1 protein-coding gene is annotated in these 2,072 nt (G+C 63.6%); it reads left to right on the top strand.

The features are described from left to right. Positions 1 to 2,072, top strand: a 2,072-nt coding sequence (locus tag I8J34_RS23915) for a condensation domain-containing protein (RefSeq protein WP_230411988.1), incomplete at both ends; no start/stop codon positions are given.

The raw sequence follows: 2,072 nt of genomic DNA, 5'->3' as shown, positions 1-2,072 counted from the left end.
GCAACACGAAAAGATCAGCGAAGCGGTCGTGATCGCCCGCGAGCAGGACGGCACCAAGCAACTGATCGCCTACACCACGGGAGAGGGCGAACTCGAGGCCGAAGCGATCAGAAGCTTCGCCCAACAGAGACTGCCCGGCTACATGGTGCCCAGCGCCTACGTTCGCCTGGACGCCTTCCCGCTGACCCCCAACGGCAAACTCGACCGCAAGGCGCTGCCGGCACCGGACGAGGCGGCCTATGTCAAGCGCGCCTATGAAGCGCCGCAAGGCGAGGTCGAAGAGACACTCGCCCAGCTATGGCGCGAGCTGCTCGGCGTCGAACAAGTCGGCCGACAAGACAACTTCTTCGAACTGGGCGGGCACTCGCTCATGGCGGTGAGCCTCATCGAACGCATGCGCCAGGCAGGCCTGCACGCCGACGTGCGCGTACTCTTCACCGCCCCGACCCTGGCCGAGCTGGCCGGCGCCCTGAGCGAGAACAGCCAGCAGATCGACGTGCCCGAGAACCTGATCACCGAGCACACCGAAGCGATCCACCCCGAACTGCTCCCGCTCGTTGCCCTGAGCCAAGCGTCGATCGACCGGATCGTTGCCCAGGTACCCGGCGGCGTGAAGAACATCCAGGACATCTACCCCCTGGCGCCGTCACAGGAAGGCATCCTGTTCCATCACGTGCTGGACCCGGAAGCCGATGCCTATGTGGAAACAGGCTTGTTCGCCTTCGCATCCCGTCCGCGGCTCGACCGTTTCCTCGATGCGGTGCAACGGGTGATCGATCGGCACGATGTCTTGCGCACGGCCGTTCTGTGGGAAGGCGTGGAGCAGCCGGTCCAAGTGGTGTTACGCAAAGTGACGCTTCCGTGTGAAGTGCTGGCATTCGAGCCGAGTCTTGGCGATGTCGCCGAGCAGCTGGAGACGCGTTACGACCCGCGCCGATACCGCCTCGATATCCGCACCGCACCGTTGATGCATTGCTACATCGCTGACGACCCGCGAAACGGACGTTGGTTGCTGCGTCTGATGTCGCACCACATCGTCATCGACCATACGACCCAGGAGCTTTTTGTGGCGGAGGCCGAGGCCATCGAGCGGGGGCGTGAGCATGAGCTTGCCAAGCCGGTGCCGTTCCGCAACTTCGTGGCGCAAGCGCGCCTCGGCGTGAGTGAAGCTGAGCACGAGGCCTTTTTTACCAAGATGCTCGGCGATATCGACGAGCCCTCCGCACCGTTTGGTTTGTTGGATGTGCAGGGTGACGGCAGCAATATTTCGGATACACATCGCGGCATCGACGTTGCGCTCGGTGCGCGAATTCGTGAGTGCGTCAAGGTGCTGGGCATCAGTGCGGCCAGCCTGATGCACCTGGCTTGGGCGCTCGTGGTCTCTCGTAGCACCGGTCGCGAGGATGCCGTGTTTGGCACTGTCCTTTTCGGCCGGATGCAAGGTGGCGCCCAGGCCGACCGCGTCTTGGGAATGTTCGTCAATACGCTGCCGATTCGGGTCACGGTTGACGATCTTGGCGTCGAGGCAGCCTTGCGCCGGACTCACGAAGCGCTTGCACAATTGCTGGGTCACGAGCATGCACCGTTGGCGCTGGCCCAGCGTTGCAGCGGGGTCGATGCGCCGGCGCCGTTGTTTACGTCCTTACTGAACTACCGTTACAGCGGTGGAGGAGGAGAGGCGGCGCAGACCTCATCCGAGGCTGCCGAGAACGACATCCGAGTCTTGGGGGCGAGCGAACGCACCAACTACCCGCTGACCGTTTCGATCGACGACTACGGAGATGAATTCTCGATTTCCGCGCAAGCGATCTCTCCGCTCGACGCTGATCGGATCTGCGACTACCTGGTGTGCGCGATCGAGCGGGTGACGGACGCCCTGGCGCACAGCCCCCGGTCGCCGGTGGGTCGGATCGATATCCTCCCCGCCCCCGAACGCCATCAAGTGCTCGTCTCGTGGAACGCGACGGATCGTCCATACCCGCGCGATATGGGCGTGCACACGCTGTTCGAAGCCCAAGCGCTCGCGCAGCCCGAGGCTGTGGCCGTCATCGATGAGGCACAACAGCTCAGCT

This window comes from Denitromonas iodatirespirans (genome assembly GCF_018524365.1).
Classification (GTDB): domain Bacteria; phylum Pseudomonadota; class Gammaproteobacteria; order Burkholderiales; family Rhodocyclaceae; genus Nitrogeniibacter; species Nitrogeniibacter iodatirespirans.
The sequence above is the reverse complement of the archived record's forward strand: the minus strand, read 5'-3'. Positions and strand labels throughout refer to the sequence as shown.